This is a genomic window from Vibrio sp. ED004 (assembly GCF_023206395.1).
GTDB lineage: Bacteria > Pseudomonadota > Gammaproteobacteria > Enterobacterales > Vibrionaceae > Vibrio.
This window is the reverse complement of record NZ_CP066149.1, coordinates 1,959,244-1,976,907: the sequence shown is the minus strand read 5'-3', so window position 1 is coordinate 1,976,907 and position 17,664 is coordinate 1,959,244. Positions and strand designations below refer to the sequence as shown.

Annotated in this window: 11 protein-coding genes and 3 pseudogenes; all 14 read right to left on the bottom strand. The window is 44.0% G+C overall.

Annotation, left to right across the window (positions count from 1 at the left end):
• Positions 1–12: 12 nt before the first annotated feature.
• Positions 13–888, bottom strand: a pseudogene (gene rfbA / locus ITG10_RS08935) (glucose-1-phosphate thymidylyltransferase RfbA).
• Entirely contained in the window at positions 885–1,985 is a 1,101-nt protein-coding gene (gene rfbB, locus ITG10_RS08930) for a dTDP-glucose 4,6-dehydratase (protein WP_248386336.1), read from the bottom strand. Before rfbB ends, rfbA begins: the two are co-directional and overlap by 4 nt.
• Entirely contained in the window at positions 1,985–3,247 is a 1,263-nt protein-coding gene (wecC, locus tag ITG10_RS08925) for a UDP-N-acetyl-D-mannosamine dehydrogenase (RefSeq protein WP_248386335.1), read from the bottom strand. Before wecC ends, rfbB begins: the two co-directional genes overlap by 1 nt.
• A 17-nt stretch (positions 3,248–3,264) precedes the next feature.
• Positions 3,265–4,389 carry a UDP-N-acetylglucosamine 2-epimerase (non-hydrolyzing) gene (gene wecB / locus ITG10_RS08920; protein WP_248386334.1) on the bottom strand — a complete coding sequence of 375 codons (1,125 nt, stop codon included), beginning with the start codon at positions 4,387–4,389 and terminating at the stop codon, positions 3,265–3,267.
• 215 nt (positions 4,390–4,604) lie between these two features.
• A pseudogene (locus ITG10_RS08915) lies at positions 4,605–4,820 on the bottom strand (ISAs1 family transposase); the annotation flags it as partial.
• Positions 4,821–4,899: 79 nt separating this feature from the next.
• Complete coding sequence (gene ltrA / locus ITG10_RS08910; RefSeq protein WP_248386333.1) at positions 4,900–6,225, bottom strand: group II intron reverse transcriptase/maturase; 1,326 nt, start codon at positions 6,223–6,225, stop codon at positions 4,900–4,902.
• Positions 6,226–6,716: 491 nt separating this feature from the next.
• Positions 6,717–7,628: pseudogene (locus ITG10_RS08905) on the bottom strand (ISAs1 family transposase); the annotation flags it as partial.
• Between the two features lie 975 nt (positions 7,629–8,603).
• Positions 8,604–10,775: a polysaccharide biosynthesis tyrosine autokinase gene (locus tag ITG10_RS08900; protein WP_248386332.1), complete on the bottom strand. Its 2,172-nt coding sequence runs from the start codon at positions 10,773–10,775 to the stop codon at positions 8,604–8,606.
• Between the two features lie 170 nt (positions 10,776–10,945).
• Complete coding sequence (locus tag ITG10_RS08895) at positions 10,946–11,386, bottom strand: low molecular weight protein-tyrosine-phosphatase (protein WP_017629885.1); 441 nt, start codon at positions 11,384–11,386, stop codon at positions 10,946–10,948.
• 136 nt (positions 11,387–11,522) lie between these two features.
• The gene (locus ITG10_RS08890) at positions 11,523–12,656 is read right to left on the bottom strand and encodes a polysaccharide export protein (RefSeq protein ID WP_026084137.1); all 1,134 of its coding nucleotides are present in this window, start codon (positions 12,654–12,656) and stop codon (positions 11,523–11,525) included.
• A gap of 682 nt (positions 12,657–13,338) precedes the next feature.
• Positions 13,339–15,606 (bottom strand): YjbH domain-containing protein, encoded by a 2,268-nt coding sequence (locus ITG10_RS08885; protein WP_026084138.1) that lies wholly within the window; start codon positions 15,604–15,606, stop codon positions 13,339–13,341.
• Positions 15,606–16,502 (bottom strand): capsule biosynthesis GfcC family protein, encoded by an 897-nt coding sequence (locus ITG10_RS08880; RefSeq protein WP_128644336.1) that lies wholly within the window; start codon positions 16,500–16,502, stop codon positions 15,606–15,608. The genes ITG10_RS08885 and ITG10_RS08880 overlap by 1 nt, the downstream gene beginning before the upstream one ends.
• Positions 16,503–16,523: 21 nt before the next feature.
• Complete coding sequence (locus ITG10_RS08875) at positions 16,524–17,228, bottom strand: YjbF family lipoprotein (RefSeq protein ID WP_017629889.1); 705 nt, start codon at positions 17,226–17,228, stop codon at positions 16,524–16,526.
• Between the two features lie 120 nt (positions 17,229–17,348).
• Positions 17,349–17,588 (bottom strand): hypothetical protein, encoded by a 240-nt coding sequence (locus tag ITG10_RS08870; protein WP_017629890.1) that lies wholly within the window; start codon positions 17,586–17,588, stop codon positions 17,349–17,351.
• Positions 17,589–17,664: the final 76 nt, after the last annotated feature.

Genomic DNA, 17,664 nt, shown 5'->3' with positions numbered 1-17,664 from the left:
TACTTCCTTTTTCTAAGCGCCAGTCACTAAACGAGTCAAGTATTGGCCGTATTCGTTTTTCATCATAGGCTCAGCTAGAGTCAACACTTGTTCATCACTCAACCAACCATTACGCCACGCAATTTCTTCTAAACACGCGACTTTTAAGCCTTGTACGTTCTCGATTGTTTGAACGAAAGAAGAGGCTTCATGCAGACTTTCGTGTGTGCCAGTATCTAACCATGCAAAACCACGACCGAGTAACTCTACGTTTAGCGAGCCGTCATTTAAGTACATTTCATTGAGAGTAGTAATTTCTAACTCGCCACGGTGTGATGGTTTCACTTGCTTCGCCATTTCTACCACGCGATTATCGTAGAAATACAGCCCTGTTACTGCATAGTTGGACTTTGGTGCTTGAGGCTTCTCTTCAATAGAGACGGCTTTCATCTCTTCATCAAACTCAACCACACCAAAACGCTCTGGGTCTTTCACTTGATAACCAAATACTGTAGATAAACCTTTTGATGTTAACTCTCTAGCTCTTGTCAACTGGCGGCTAAAGGACTACCCATAGAAAATGTTATCACCCAGCACTAAACAGACGCTGTCATCACCAATGAACTCTTCACCGATAATAAACGCTTGTGCTAGACCATCTGGGCTTGGCTGAATCGCGTACTCAAGATTAATACCGAAATCAGAACCATCACCAAGTAAGCGCTGGAATCCTGCGTTGTCTTCTTATGTTGTGATAATCAAAATATCTTTAATGCCCGCCAGCATTAACGTTGAAATCGGGTAAAACACCATCGGCTTATCGTAGATAGGCAATAGTTGCTTTGAAACACCACGGGTTAATGGGTATAAACGCGTACCTGAACCACCCGCTAGTACAATACCTTTCATTCGTTACCTTCCTTTGGTTCAACAATTTCTACACCTAGACGCTCACGTTGGTAGCTGCCATCTTGCACATTTTGACACCACGCTGAGTTGTCTAGATACCATTGCACTGTCTTGCGAAGGCCCGTTTCAAAGGTTTCCTCAGGCGTCCAACCTAGCTCACGCTGTATTTTAGATGAATCAATCGCGTAACGGCGATCATGCCCAGGGCGATCTTGCACATAGGTGATCTGCTCAGCATACGCTGACTCTTTCGGCACTAACGAGTCTAGGATTTCACAAATCGTGTTCACAACTTCAAGGTTTTTCTTCTCGTTATGACCACCAATATTGTAGGTCTCGCCCACTTTACCTTCGGTCACGACTTTGTAGAGCGCTCGCGCATGGTCTTCAACAAACAGCCAGTCACGGATTTGATCGCCTTTTCCGTAGATAGGAAGGTCTTTACCCTCTAGAGCATTAAGAATCACTAACGGGATCAATTTTTCAGGGAAGTGATAAGGACCGTAGTTGTTTGAGCAGTTGGTTACTATGGTTGGCAGTCCGTAAGTACGCAACCATGCACGAACTAAGTGGTCGCTCGAGGCTTTTGACGCCGAGTATGGGCTTGATGGCTCATACGAGGTTGTCTCCAAAAACATTGGCAGCACTGTACCTTCTGGAACTTCATCGGGATGTGGGAGATCGCCATACACTTCATCGGTAGAAATATGATGGAAACGGAACTCGGCTTTCACACCTTCTTCAAGCGTATTCCAGTACTCGCGAGTCGCTTCTAGCAGCGTATAGGTGCCAACAATATTGGTTTCGATGAATGCGGCAGGGCCTGTGATTGAGCGGTCAACATGTGATTCAGCCGCGAGGTGCATTACCGCATCGGGTTTGTGCTCAGCGAACACTCGGTCAAGCTCTGAACGATTGCAAATATCGATTTGCTCGAACGCATAACGTTTGCTTGAATCCACGTCAACAAGAGACTGTAAATTACCTGCGTAAGTGAGCTTATCAACGTTGATCACGCTGTCTGAAGTATTCATGATGATATGACGAATAACAGCTGAGCCGATAAAACCAGCACCGCCAGTAACGAGGATTTTCATTACCAGATGCCCTTCGTATCGATAACAAATGAATCAGTTAATCTAATCTTCTTAAACTGTTTATGATCCACAAGCATCACATGAATATCAGTCTTTGTTAGAGACTCATCAATTGTCACTAGTTTAATATTATCATGCTTAATTTCTTCAATATTAGGTTCAATGGCTAACACTTGGCCTGAATGAAAATCTGCGATAGATTTTGTAATATCTAACGCAGGACTTTCACGCAAGTCATCAATATCAGGTTTAAATGCTAAACCATAACAAGCAATAGTCACATCTTTTGCGGTTTTAGATGGGTTCGCTTGTAAAAATTCAGCCAATGCAATTTTAACTTTATCAATGACCCATTCAGGCTTTTTATCATTCACATCACGCGCAGTTTTAATTAACTTTGCTAGCTCTGGTGTTTTTGAAACAATAAACCAAGGATCAACAGCGATGCAATGCCCACCAACCCCTGGTCCAGGTTGTAGAATGTTAATTCGAGGGTGGCGGTTTGCTAAAGCAATCAACTCCCACACATCAATATCGAGATCATCACAAATCATCGATAGTTCGTTTGCAAAAGCAATTTGAACATCACGACAGCTGTTTTCAGTCAGCTTTGCCATTTCTGCTGTACGTGCATTAGTTATTACACAATCACCCATCACAAATGTTTTATAAAGCTCTACACTTCGCTCGGAACAACGCTTACTCATGCCGCCAATCACCCGGTCATTTTGTACAAGCTCGGTGACAACATGGCCCGGTAAAACTCGTTCAGGGCAATGCGCAACATTAACATCTGCACTTTCACCATGCGTTTGAGGAAATGTTAAATCAGAACGAGCCTCACTCAACCATTTAGCCATTTGCTCGGTAGCACCGACTGGTGATGTCGATTCTAAAATTACTAAGTCACCTTTTTTAAGTACTGGTGCAATTGCTTTTGATGCTGCTTCGATATAGCGCAAATCAGGCTTTGGAATATCACCATCATTTTCTATTGGAAGAAATGGTGTTGGGACTGCAATTAAAAAGGCATCAGCAACCTCTGGAGTCGTCACCGCTTTTAAGTAACCTTGTTGTACAGCGGCGCTGACTAACATATCTAGATCGGGTTCTACAATATGGATTTCACCGCGATTGATAGTATCGACAGCGTTCTGGTTTACATCGACACCAATTACTTTTTTCTTACGTGATGCAAACATCGCTGCTGTCGGCAAACCGATGTAACCGAGACCAACAACTGAAATTGTTTCAAAAGACATAGTTTATATTCCAATTTTTAATTTTCTAATTCGTTCAAGATTCTTTGGCAAGCTTTACCGTCACCGTATGGATTGTGAGCAAAACTCATCGCTTGATAAGCGCTTTCATCGGTTAGTAGCTGATTTAAATTATCAACAATCATATCAACATCGGTGCCAACTAACTTAACTGTGCCTGCTTCAACCGCTTCTGGGCGCTCTGTTGTATCTCGCATCACCAACACAGGTTTACCTAGTGAAGGCGCTTCTTCTTGAATGCCTCCCGAGTCGGTTAAAATGATGTGTGCGCGGCTCATTAAGTAGATAAATGGCAGGTATTGTTGAGGCTCAATAAGATGAATGTTCTCAATGTCAGCGAGAATGCGGTTCACGGGTTCACGTACATTTGGATTAAGGTGCATTGGGTACAAGATTTGCGTGTCCGGGTGCGCTTTAGCCGTAATAGCAAGCGACTCACAAATACGCTCAAAACCACCACCAAAACTTTCACGGCGATGGCCCGTCACTAGGATCAGCTTTTTGTTTTCATCCAAAAACGGGAACTGAGCAGAAAGCGTGGCGTTCAAATTTTTATCAGAATCGATCTTGTCTTTGACCATTAACAAGGCATCAATCACCGTGTTGCCAGTCACGCTAATGTCTTCTGGATTGAAGTTTTCTTTTAGAAGGTTCTCTTGTGAGGTTGGCGTTGGTGCAAAATGATATTTGGTTAACGCGCCAGTTAGACGACGGTTACCTTCTTCTGGCCAAGGCGAGTAAATATTGCCCGTACGAAGACCTGCTTCAACATGACCGACTGCGATTTGCTCATAGTAAGCCGCTAGGCTTGCAGCAAACGTGGTTGCCGTGTCACCGTGTACTAAAACCACATCGGGTTTGAATTCTTCTAGCACGGGTTTAAGCTCTAACAAAATACGGGCAGTCACTTCGTTAAGTGTTTGGCCTGCTTTCATCAGATTCAAATCGTAGTCTGGCGTTATTTCAAATAACTCTAAGACTTGGTCAAGCATTTCACGGTGCTGAGCAGTCACACAGCACTTTGCTTCAAAGCGAGCATCGGCTGCTAGAGCATGAACAAGAGGTGCCATTTTGATAGCTTCTGGACGTGTGCCAAAAACCGTAAGGATTTTTTTCTTAGTCATTTTATGAAGTTTCCAACCGACAGGTGAAATTAAAAGAAGTGATTTTTATTACTTTCAACCTCAGTACTTAAAACAGCCCTGAGACACTTTTTATTCATTTTGAGACAGTCTATTTTAAACAATCCCTTATAAAACCTAGATATTGCTGACTTTTTAAAAACCGCCCCAATAGGCCGCAAAAACATTCTTTTTGCGGCTCGAAGCCCAGGGCAAGATTACGAAGCCCCTTGCCCTGCAAGGACTTGCGAAAGGTAAGCGTTATTGCGGTTCGCTTTTTTCTGCTTTCTTTTTATCCCAGCTTTGAAGCTGGTTTCTTCCGCCAGCAGGTTTAAAGCTATATGTCTTATAACTGCTAAATTCTCACCGGCTTGCTCTCGACGTATCCGACATTCATCTTCTTTAAAACCAACGTCTAATCGCCAGTGCATCTGATGGTGAGTAGACCGCAGGAACTGCCCCTGCAGCCTCTCGCAAAACGGTACGTGAACCTCTCAGTTCATACCGCTTCCATTAGGCAAACGATCCTCTCATTCCATGCCTCCAATGGGCAAACAACCACGGATTCTGCTTAGCTATCCTTTCCAAGAACAGCGTTGCTCGAGTCTTATGGCGACGAAGTTTTTTGTATTTGCGTCTCGCCCACCTAATCAGAGCTTTGTTGATGTGTCTAAACACTGGGTATAGCGACGACCGATAGTACTTACCATAGTACCCAATCCAGCCATTTATCATTGGATTTAACCAACCTGATATCTGTGCGATGTTGAGATCTGTTCGGCTTCGTACCTTCAGCGTTTTAATTCTCCGCCTCATCGCTTTCAAAGCAACCTTACTCACCGCTGGCGTGAAACTTACAAACATACTGTTTCGCTTGGTGTTCTTCACTAATCGACGCCTGAATGTATATCCAAGAAAGTCGAAGCTTGTGTGTTCATGATTGCCTTTTCGGCTTCCGTCCTTGCAGTAAACTATTTTGGTCTTTTCTGGATGCAACTCTAGACCACACTCAGCAAAGCGCTCTCTCAGTACCTCTAGCATGTGTTCGGCTTCTTCTTTGCTTTTGCAATGAACCAGCCCATCATCCGCATATCGACACCAAGGTATACCGCGGTAATGCTTGTGTAACCATTTATCGAAGACATAATGTAAAAAGAGATTGGCGAGAACAGGACTGATTACCCCTCCTTGAGGTGTTCCCATATCCCTTGCTTTCAACTCTCCATCTGGCATTTTCATCGGTGCTGTTAACCAACGTTTGATATATAACCTTACCCACTTTTCTGTGCAGTGTTTATCGACTGCTTTCATCAATAGGTCGTGCGGTATTTTATCAAACAATGCCTTAATATCGAACTCAAGGCACCAGTCATAGTCCCAACACCGTCTTCGAGTTACACCTATAGCATCTAGAGCCGATTTCTTTGGTCTGTATCCATACGAATCTGGCAAGAAGTGCGATTCTACTTGGGGTTCAAACGTCAGTTTGACCACCATCTGTGCGATGCGGTCACTGACGGTTGGTATACCAAGTATCCTCTCGCCTCCGGCTTTCTTTGGAATGGCTACAGCCAGTACTGGCGGAGGGAAGTAGGTTCCCGATGCCAATCGGTTCCAAATTTTATAGAGATTTCCTTTTAAGTTCCTGTCAAAATCGGCCAGTGTTTCATTATCAACCCCTGCCGCGCCTGCATTTGCTTTCACCAACTTGTATGCGTTGACTACTTGCCATTTTGAAATGTTGAATTGTTTTGTCTTAACCTCTGCCTCCTCCTGATTTATTGTCAGTTGGGCAGAACTTAACGACGGCCTAACGCTACCCCTTCGCTCCACAACCATTACAGCTGTTTCCTCACTACTACAGATAGCTCCGTCCCAGTGCTGTGCGTCGGTACTCTAATACTCGCCAATTCAGTGGCTTGTATGTCTTCCTTAGGCATCACAACGACTGGTTCCCGCAGTTCCCAAAAAGAGCCTGATATAGATTCACGCCCACTATACGCCGGACACCGTCTATGCAGCATTCGGAGTTTACTCATAGACTTGTCCCAAGAGATAGAAACGCCCTTGGTTTTGATGTCAGTCTCTGGATTACGACGCGTCCACATGGGTTCGGGTTAACTCGTCTCTCTATATCGTACCTGCCGAACTTTCGTTCGCACTTTGACTCCAACGCTCATGACCATAGCTCTTAACTACAGCCACTTGGAGTGGTTTGAAGCCAGCTTCCGACAGCAGACTTCGGTGGGCCTGCCACCATCTCTTCCTGAGCTTATGCCTTAAGTCATAGCATCTCCTTATGCTGCTAACTTCAGTGCCTGCGGCACACTTTCAATGCTCCAATGTGCTCGCGTGCTCTCTAGTAAAGCTTTAGCCGTTAGTTTTGCTGAGCTTATGTAGTGCTTGATTTGCATTGTTTCTGCTGGCTTATCACCTTCTTGGCGAATTGAAACAACCATACCTATGGTGGAGAGTTCAGCCCAATCAAACGCTATATCGCCTAAGAAATCTGTATTGTGAACAACCATACTCAAACGCGTTTCTGTACGACCATGCCCTTTCTCTTGAGTGACGTATTTATCACCTTCAAAACTATTAATCATACTAGAATTAAACACTTGGCTAATCGCTTGCTCCAATCGTTTTTGATTACCTTTTACCGCTAAGAGGTAATCTGCATCTTGAGCGACTATCTTTTCAGCTATATCCTTCTGGCATCCCATAGCATCAATCGTCACTAAACAACCTCGCAAGGAAAGCATTTCAAGCAGTTCAGGGATCGCTTTTATTTCATTGCTTTTATCCGCAGTCTTAACTTGTCCTAGTACAACTTGGTTTGCCGCACTAAAGGCACTAACCATATGGATTGCACCACAACGCTTGTCTTTGTTGTATGTGCCTCTGAGAGTTTTGCCGTCGATAGCAATCACTTCACCCTCTGTCGCCTCATGGCAGTCTTTCATCCACGCAGTAAAGCATCGTTGCAGTTGCTTGGCGGAAATAAGATTAATAACTCGGGCAATGGTATCGTGTACTGGTATGCCTTGTTTGAAATCACCATACTGTCTAAGCCATTCCAAGTTATCTTCACCAAAATCTTCAATATCCTCCCAACCTTCAGCACCAGCAATCACTGCTGCAATTGTTAAGAAGATAATGTCGGTTAGCGTGTGCTCTATTTTCCAAGCTTGGCGAGGGTCTCGAATAACTGAAATATGGTCCAAAAGGCTTAATCCACTCATTAGGCTAAATATCTGCTGTTAAAAAACAGTATATGATCACACCTAAATCTGATCATCAAATCGATCTTGAATGTATTGAATTTATTGTGACTTCAGTGTACAAATTAGTGGAAACATCACTTCACGCTACCCCTTATTCCATATGGGTTTTTCATGATCTTGCCCTGTAATCTGGGATGACATCAAAATGCATAAATGGGTGTTGGTTACTCACTGTTGGACCTCCAATTTTTCTAGGGAGGTATTAGAAAACACTGAAAGTGATCTACAAATTGATCATCGGTTAATTATCAATTATGTGATGGCACTAGCTAACCATATTGAAAAATAGAGTGCCTAACAAGCCACGAAGCCTTTAAACATGGGCACGTTGATGATTTTTCCCTAGGTACGCTACCGCCCTTAGGTTTGGCTCCTACAGGCAATAATCACAATTTGTTCGCTTTATGCGGTTTTCATACGGTTTTAACTTGCTGCGCATTCTAGCAAAGTAAGTGCATATTAGCCAGTTTGAAATTTACCCTATTGGGGTAGGCCTCTGACCATGCGTTGATAGAGCGAAAGCATTGTACGCCTTGCAGAAACTGGATCCCGATGAAGTAACGATTTTCTATATCAATAAAAATATTGCCATTGCGATACAGCGAAACGAAGCTTTGATTGTTGTTCACCATTCCTTATGTAGTAATGGTGATTCTGGGCTGTATGCTCGGCTACGACTGGAAACCGTAGGGGGAAATGACAAATGAAGCGTTTGGCTATCCGGTGTTAGCGGTGATTGGCTTGTGTTTAACGGGTGGGGTGGTGAAGAAGTAGATGCGGGTGACCAAGAGCAGATACGAGTAACGGGTAAGCGAGATGCGAAGAGATGAAGAGCAGATTCGAGTGGCGCTTTTCGTATCCCGCCACTCGAATCTTGTATCTGCCTTTCTGCTCTTCGTTTACCCGGTTACTCGCATCTCGTTACTGCTTTCTTTATTTCTTGTCGCTCGAATATACGTAGTTGTAGTAGCCATAGCCATACGAGCTTGATGCTTTCTTCTCGATGGCATTGAAGATAACGCCTTTCACTTCGATACCCGATTGTTCGAAACGGTTGCGAGCCACATCGATCTCTTTAATGGTGTTTTGACCGTAGCGCGCCACCATTAGTGTGGTGCCAGCGAAGGCGCCGACGATGCTTGGGTCGGTTACCGCAAGAACTGGTGGGGTATCGACAATCACCAAATCATACTCTTTTGATGCCCATTCCATAAGCTCGGCAAAGCGTGGGTGCATCAGCAGTTCAGATGGGTTGGGTGGCACTTGGCCACGAGTAATGATATCGAGGTTTTCTACTGGTGTCGTTTTTACTGATTGAGCGAACTCTTGCTTGCTGCTTAATACATCAGAAAGGCCGTTGTCCCATTTCACACCAAAGCTTTGTTGTAGGTAACCTTTACGCATATCCGTATCAATCAATAGCACCTTCTGGCCTGTTTTTGCGGCTACTGCGGCAAAGTTGGTCGAGATAAAAGATTTACCAATACCTGGCGCAGGGCCAGAGATCATCAAGATATTGTTTTTCGCTTCGAGCATTGCAAAGTGCAAGCTGGTGCGAAGGCCACGCAGTGCTTCAACAGAAAGATCCGCAGGGTTCGATTCGGCAAGCAGTGCTTGAGTCCCCTTGGTTTGCATCTTCTTCGATTTAAAGCGGTTGGTCAGCTCGATTTGTAAATCAGATTTTGGTACCGCCGCATATACTGGCAAGCCAATTTGTTCAATTTGGTCTGGGTTTTCAACACCACGGTGGAACGCTGCTTTTACTAACACAAACGCGACACTTAGCATGCCACCTAATAGCGTTGCTAATACAACAATGAGAGGCTTCTTAGGTTTTACTGCACGAGCATACGCTTGTGCATCATCCAGAATACGAACGTTACCGACCGTGCCGGCTTTAATAATGCTTAGCTCTTGAACCTTGTTTAGTAACTGGATGTAGATTTGTTGGTTTACTTCAACATCACGTGTCATACGCAGTACTTCACGTTGTGTTTTTGGTAGCTTTTGTACTTGTTTGTTTAGGCGTTCTTTCTCACCTAATAGTGTTTTACGCTTATCAAGCAGAGCTTTGTATGCTGGGTGATCTTTAGTGAAGCGTTGACTGATTTCACTCTCTTTAAACGTCAGTTCATTCAATTGCGCTTCAAGCTCTACCATTACCTTCAAGGTTGATTGTGCTTCTAAACCCAAGTCGATCGATTCGTTCTTTTGGCGGTAATTGTTTAGTACGTCTTCATAGCCAGTTAGCTCAGATTTAATACCTGGAAGGTGGCTTTCTAGGAACTCTAGGCTCTTCTCTGCTTCTGCTGAGTTACGCTTCACGTTCTGTAAAAAGTAGATCTGACTAATGTGATTAAGAATTTCAGAGATCTGCTGCTTGTTTTCACCTTCAAAGCTCAGCTTCAAAATGCCAGTCTGCTTGCCTTGCTCAGACAAAGACAACGATTTTTTCAGCCATTCGATCGCTTCTAGTCGGCTTTGTTTCGCAATAGAGAACTCGAAACCATTGTGTGATTCAAAACCAGCCACAAACAAGCTGTAGTCGTCTGCTGTTGCTAGCTCACCCACTTTGCCTTGCAAGATAATGCGCTCATCATCACGAACTAATTGGTAAGTACCCTGCTCAGCATCGAGGATCTGGATCGTGTGTGCATAACCGCTCGCATAACTTGGCAAAATAAAGCGGCTCACGGCGATATGGTTGATGTCGCCAGTTAAGCGAGCAAAACCTTTACCCACGATCGGTGCGTAGTTTGGAGAGGTTACGGTGGTTAAATTGAATTTATCAACCGTTTCGCCCAAGATCATACGAGATTTGATGATCTCAACTTCCGTCGTCGCAGAAGATTCTTGAGAGAACAATTCGCCCATGTCACCGACCATCGATGAAATGCCGCCAGAGCTTTTCTCTTCAATTTGAATCAGTGCATCCGCTTTGTATATCGGCGTTGAAAGCAGAGCAAAAGCAATACCAAACACAGCAAAAGCAAATGTGGTCAGCATGATTAGCCATTTAGCGTCCAGTAGAATGCCAAGCAGTTTTCCTAAATCGATCTCATCAGAGTTATCTGTATGCGATTGCTGAGATGGTTGTGTTGTCATCAGATTGCTACTTCCTAAACTAGTATTTTGAAGAGAAGTTAAATACGGCTTGTATGCTTCTCTTTTATTTGATTCTATTAATAGCTATGCATCATAGCTATTAATAGCTATGCATCATAGCTTAACCGGACGTATCTAAAGCTTAACTAGATAGTTTATCTAAATTTTAATTACAGCTTTCTTGCCCAAGCTTGGGCTGCTTCATCAATCAACTGATAAGCATGTTCAAATGCTTCGCGGCTTTGACGATACGGATCGGGAATATCTTTTTGACCAATCCACTGGCCAAATAGCATGGTTTTTCCACGCGCTTCCGGTGAAATTTGAGTCAGCGCTTCTAAATGGCCCTTCTCCATCACCAATATCAAATCATACTGAGCACAAAGCTGCGGTGTGACTTGTTGAGATTGATGATTTTCAACATCGACACTATTTTCAGCTGCAATCAAAATCGCTGTTTCATCTGCAGGCTTACCGATTAAACGACTTTTTTCAGCAGCGATGCCAGCAGAGGCCACTTCTTTGTTAGGAAGCAGCTTTTGAAGAACACGTTCCCCAGTCGGTGAGCGACAAATATTGCCTACGCACACCACCAAAATTTTATTAAACATATCTAATTTCTAACTGTAATGGGCTTATAAGCTGAGCTTAATTATTAATTAAACGAGTTTGTAAGCCGAGTTTACTTTTAGATGTAAAAAATCAGGTTACACGCAACATGCAACCTGATTATTAAATCTGAATTTATTACCAATTACGAACGCGCAACATGCCTTCGGTTAGGTCGTTGAAGCCAGAGATGGTTGGTACAAGCTGACCGATAACACGGTTCCAACGGCTGATTGGTGCAGCGGTGACATAAACAATGTCGTAAGGTTTTAAATCAAACTCGGTACCAATCACTAACGCTGACGCATCTTCCATATTCAGTTGGTAGATATCTGCCATGCGTTCTGATTTGTCATCTGAAGTTCGAATAACAAACACACCCGTTGCATCGGCAGTGAGCTGGTTAATGCCACCAACGTTACTGAGTGCTTCGGTTAGGCTCATGCCAACACGGTCGATCTTCAGCAGTTGTGGGTCATTCACTTCACCCATCACGAATACTTTTTGGTTGTCGTTACGAGGTACGTGAACAATATCACCGGCTTGCAGTAAACGGTTTTGCGTTAAGTCACCACGCTGCATCAAACCATAAAGAGAAAGGTTCTCTTCCACGCCGTTACGGGTTAATGAAACATTGCGCCAATCGGCATCTTCAGATAAACCACCAGAACGGTTCACGGCATCCAATAATGTTAATGGGATATTAGTGATTGGCTGCTGACCAGGTTTAGACACCTCACCAGTAATATAAGTTTTCTTAGAGCGGAAAGCCGCTACGTTCACATCAACTTGAGGGCTTTCGATGTACTTAGCTAAGCGATTTGCAATATCAGCGCGAACTTCGCGTACCGTTTTGCCTGCCACTTCAACAGTACCAATATACGGATAGAATATGGTGCCGTCTGCATGAACCCAGTTACCTGCTTCGGTGCTACTGCGGTAGGAGCCCGCAGGAATCGTCAGTTCAGGGTGATCCCAAATGGTGATGTTTAAGATGTCACCGACACCCACCTGGTATTCATACTTTGCAATATCAATATCTAGCGTCGGGTTAGCTTGTGAAACCGATAAAGATTCATTTCGGTAGGTCGATACTGATTGCGCTGTCAGTGGGTAAAGGTTAACCACATCAGAGATATCAGATTCTCGCTGTTCCTCTGAAGGCTGAATCACATTCTTGTTGCCAGTAGAAAGGTGAGTTCCTGGAGTAGTACACCCTGCAAGCAATGCAGGAAGGAGCGCTAAAAGGAGACGATTTTTATTAATCTTCATGTTAACCAAGTCATAGAAACGGAATGTGTCGTGATATCCCAAAGGACACCCAAAGAAGTTAGAACAGGCAATTTTATCAGCTACGCAGTATTTAAGAGAGTTAAGGAGAGCCATTACCGTGACCTCACTTCCATTTTAACATCAAAGATAGGAACGCTACCGCCCCTTGATATTCCGCGACATCACACTGCGTAGTTAATCTGCCCCTATCAATATGGAATTTGAATAGGCGTATTTTGTCTAAAACGTAGCAAAAAGTGCACTTGCATACGGTTAGTTTAATCCGTAAGCATTATCCACAAATTGTGGTTATTATCAACCTAGTTGAATGGTTTTAAATGTAGGTAAGAGCAGATGTGAGATTCAGGTAAACGAGATGCGAAGAGCTAAAGAGCAGATGAGAGTAGCGAGATATGAGTAAACGAAGAGCCAAGAGCACGTAAAGCCGTGACGGGTGGCTGGGAGGGGTTAGTAACACATAGATTAACATCCCCCTTTGATGAATATCACCGCTCAAAAACGAACGGCGTTCAAGGGGGAGAACCAAAAGCTAAGCTCTTCGCAGGCTTAATTACTCTCACCTACTTTAAAGCTCTTCAAAACTCGGTTACCGAATCTCGATACTACTCTTCCCCGCTCCTCGCATCCCGCTTACTCGTATCTCGATACTGCACTTTCAGCTCTACTTAACGCTACTTGGTCTTTGGAACCAAGGTGAACGCGCGTCGGTTTGATCGAACAAGTTGTATTGTTTGTTCAGCACTTGTCCGCCATCACGTGTGATCGGTAACCAGGTGAAGCCAGCGCGGCTTGAGCTTGGTTTTACGGTGACTAAATCAAACGGAATCGACACGTAGAAGCCTTTGGTATAGCTGCCTTCACCGTACTCTTCAGTTGTCATGTCGGTTAAGCTGACAAACGCACCGGCAATAACGCCACTCTTGAACTGCTTAGAGAAGTCGACACGAGTACCGATATCACCCGCAAGGAATTTACCGACACCGACTTTCAATAAGGTATCGCTCAAGAAGTCCCATTGTGGGGTGTAGTAACCGGTGATAAAGCCCGTCGTGCCTTTATCGATCACTTTGTACGTTCGGCTGCTGTCGTCAGGGTTGACTTGGATCTCTTGATCAAACGTACCAAACCAGCTTTCAGGGTCTCGTTGGCTAATCGCGGTCATGTCTGCGCCAATAGCCCAGTTTTGGTTAAATGGACGGTACAGAATTTCTCCTCCCACACCCGCGAACATACTCTCTAGGTAACCACCGTAGGCTTGGGTGTAGATACCGCTGCCGTAGTCTTCAAACCACGTCAGTTGTAAACGGTCTAAACGAACCGGATCATCAACGTAAGAGCGGAATAAGGTTCTTACTCTTGGCGTTTGGTCAGTGCCATCTGATGGGATTTCGTAATTAAACTTGTCGTAGTTATCAATTAAGTTAACGTAAAGAGAGCCCGACAGTTCGACATTGTTTAACGCCCAAAACGAAGCATTGGTGTATAAACCCAAACTGTATAAGTAGAAGTTCTCAGCTGAACCGAATGATTGAGCTAGGTTTGGTGAAATCGACACGTCGAATCGTTCACGCCCATCATGATAAATCACGGGTTTCTTACGCTCTAATTCGTGAGTATAAGTTGCATCACTGGTTTGAGCATTGAGATAACTGTTGTTAGCCGCCGCTTTGAACGCTTGAGCATCTACCGTTGTCTCGGTGAGCTCCATCGATTTATCATTTTCGATTATTTTGTAAGTATCAATGTAACTTGGCACCGCGTTGGCAATCACGGTCGCACCGCGCTCAAGGGCGATATCTCTGTCTCGGTATTTAACCTGAGTGCCCTTTACCACAATACTATTATCGTCGACCAAGATTTGCGCTTGTTCGTAGCCAGCGATCGTTTCTAGCTCTTCCGCGAGGGCTACCATGTCAATATCGTCAACCGTGTTGACATCGCTTGGGCGTAATTCTGCTGTTTCAGTATCTCGCCACACAGAATACATTTCATTGAAGTTAGTCGAGAGATCAAAGCCAAGGGTTAAGGTATCGCCTCGCTCATAGCTCACTTTCGCTGAGCCCCAATCGGTGAAACGGTACACAGCACCCACGTTCCATGGCGTGTGTTGTGTCATGTCGACACCGCCACGTACTACTGGGAAATCTTGAGAGTAATCGTTGCCATCGTACTCAAGCTTCAAGGTTAGCGGCTTATAAGGGGTTTGATATTCAAAACCACCATAAATCGCAGCATCGCCTTTAAACCAACGCTCAAAATCGACACTGCCGCCATTGCCTTTAAAATCAGACGGGCGTTCACAATACTTGTCACTGGCTTTACACAATGGGTTAGTGAAGTTGCCACTGGTGCCCATGTATCCCCAAGCCATGCCCAAGGTAAAATCAATAGGGCCAAAACGCTTGGTTGCCGCGACAAATTCACCATCAAACAAGCCTGTACCACCGAAGTCACGCACACCTACCGACACTTCTGGTAAGTAGTACCCTTCTTCGATTAAGCGCAGTTTAAAGTCGATGCCTTTATCTGTGTATTTGGTACAGCCACTGAATGAGTTTTGAGAACAATCTTGGTCTGCGCCTCCGCTATAAAGCAGATCTTGTACTTGTGTATAACGAATGGTGGTTTCAAGCCAAGGCATCACCTGCAGGCTCACGTTATAAAAATAGTACTCATTGTTAAACGAAGCACTAAAGTTGAACTCACCTTCTGGTGCCATTCGTCCTGTCGGCATTTGCATTAAGCCAACACCACCAAAGTTCATTTGCGATGTTCTGTATTCTGTGTCGTCGAATGATGATTTTTCTGCTCGAATCGAAGAGGAATCAATGGTTATTTCTGCTCTTGTCGGAACACTATTAGTAATTAACAGAGCGCAGGTAACCGATGTACACACTGCCGATAGAGGGAATGATTTCTGTTTCAGCATTACAAGCCAACCTTATGACGTAGCAAATCGACAATATCTTGGTTCAACGTTGAGTATTCCGATGGCAAAGAGTAAAACGCCATAAATACGATGGCACCTGGTGCTAGGTAAACCGGTTGTTCGTTCCAGTAAGCGTATTGAATGGTTTGCACCACACCGTCTGGCTGAACAACATACGCCACGCTTTTATCCGCTGATTCACCAATAAAACCGTTCGGTAATGCATCGAGATAATCATTCAAGGTTCCATGCTCAATCAGATTCATTGTTACCGACTCTTTCATTGCACCCATTAACTGAATGGACGTTGGTCGTTGTGGTAAGTACAGAGAAAATGCTTGAGCTTGACTGGTCGACGCTCTTTTTATGGCAGCAGGCGACGGCTTATTAGTATTTGAACTTGAAACAAGTAACGGGTTCTTATCTGATTGCGAGATAACCGCATTACGGTCTAATTCAATAAAAACTCGATTGAGATACTGGAAAGAAGCTAATTGTTGCTTTACCAGTTTTGCTTCTGGCTCTTCTACCGAGAAAGCGTCAAGTTGATTAAATACATTGCGCTTTTTGGCTTCGATATCTTTATTAGATTTGTTAGCTTCAGTATTGGTTTTATCAAACAGTTGAGCTGAAAGGGGGAAGTAACCAATACTGCCGCTAGCATTCGCGTCGTCTAATACCTGAAGTAGTCGAACATTAGCTTTATACTCAAGCGTCACACCTTGAAGAGGAAGCTCGATTGTTGTTTTTACTAAAGAAGAGCCATCAGGTGTAACAAAATTAGAAGCCGCAGAAGCGGAGCTCAAAGCAAACAAAGCGCTCATAATTAACAGAGCTCTCACTACGGGCAACCGACGCCCCCTCATTTTTGATGCGTGACTAATATAATTCATCATTTTAGTTCATTACCCTGTTCGTTAATTGCTTTGATAATGCTTAAGGACGGTTAACTCAAGCCTTGTCATATCAGGGCCTAAATACTGTATGGTTTTGACCACTTTGCCTTTGCTGTCGACCCAATACTCGTTGGTGATCTCTTGCTCTAACATAGGGAAGTTAATCTTTTCTTGGAACTTCTTAGTATCGATAGACGCTAACGGTGTTTCGACCGTTTCATTTCCCGCATACGTTCGGGTGATATTTGCTTTATAGCCGAATCGATAGTTGGGTTGCCAATCGTAAACCGCTTGCCACTTTTGGGCACCGGGGTTCGCTGACACATCAAACGCATAAGAAGAATCTGGTGACGAGCTGTTTGCAGAAGAGAATGCATCCAACGGTTGGAATACCAAACCAGAGAGGTTTTCGTAAGGAAGCAATAGCGTTTGTACGATACGTCCATTTTCAGTGACGATCATCGCTTTGTCAGAAGACATCCACTTTAACTGCTCTGCGCCCGTTTGCGGGTTTTCATCGACATACGCTAAGACCATGAAGATTTTACCTTGGTCATTCACTTCCGCATAAATGCTGGAATAAGGTAAGGTTTGAATGTATTCCTTGGATAGCTCAACATCAGAGCTTCCAAAAAAGGCTTCATCAAAAGTAGAGTTAACGTCTTGAAACTGCTGAGAACAACCAGCAAGAAAAAGACCAAGAGATATGATTAGAGGTTTAAGCATGGCGAGTTCTGCTTCCTAGCATTCTTGTTGCTGCTGTCCAATATAGAAAATTAATCAATTAGATATAAAAAAACCACTTTATGCTTTCACATAAAATGGTTTTAAACGCCTACTCAAAAATTATCGAGTAGTTGTTGTAGTTGTTGCACCGCTTTCGTTAGAAGCAACCGCTACAGCTGCTGCTGCCGCTACTGCTGCTGTCGCTACTGCAACTGTTGTTGCTGTGCCAGCTGCTGCTGCAGATGCACCAGTGCCTGCAGCCGTACCAGTACTAGAACCAGCTGCTGCAGTTTCTTCAGCTGCAAATGCAGCACCTGAGAAGCTAACTGCTAATGCAGCTGCTAGAGCCATTTTTTTCATAATGATTTCCATTGATATAAACGTTTATATGTAGAGGATGATTTTCACACCCTCAATCAGTTGCTCAGCTTAAACA